At 58.2% G+C, this 232-nt stretch carries 1 protein-coding gene; it reads left to right on the forward strand.

What is annotated here, in order from left to right; all coding sequences use genetic code 11:
- Positions 1–232: hypothetical protein (locus R0J88_RS23890; protein ID WP_410901442.1), on the forward strand; the 232-nt coding region annotated here is incomplete at both ends.

The raw sequence follows: 232 nt of genomic DNA on the forward strand, positions 1-232 counted from the left end.
GGCCCAGTTTGACCTTGCCTATGAGCAAAACGGCACGCCGCTCTGGAACTGGGGGCCGTTCAACAACGCCGCTCAAGCGGATCGTGCTGGCTACGATACCTTCGTGAGTGTCAATGGCTCGATCACGCTACCTGAACAGACGCTGGAGCTTACAAACGCTTATGGCGTGCGCGAGCACATTCTGACGGGTCAGATGAACGACCCGGTCAAGAACCTTCCGGCGCCCAATTGG

Source organism: Pseudoalteromonas sp. SIMBA_162 (genome assembly GCF_046535955.1).
GTDB classification, from domain to species: domain Bacteria; phylum Pseudomonadota; class Gammaproteobacteria; order Enterobacterales; family Alteromonadaceae; genus Pseudoalteromonas; species Pseudoalteromonas marina.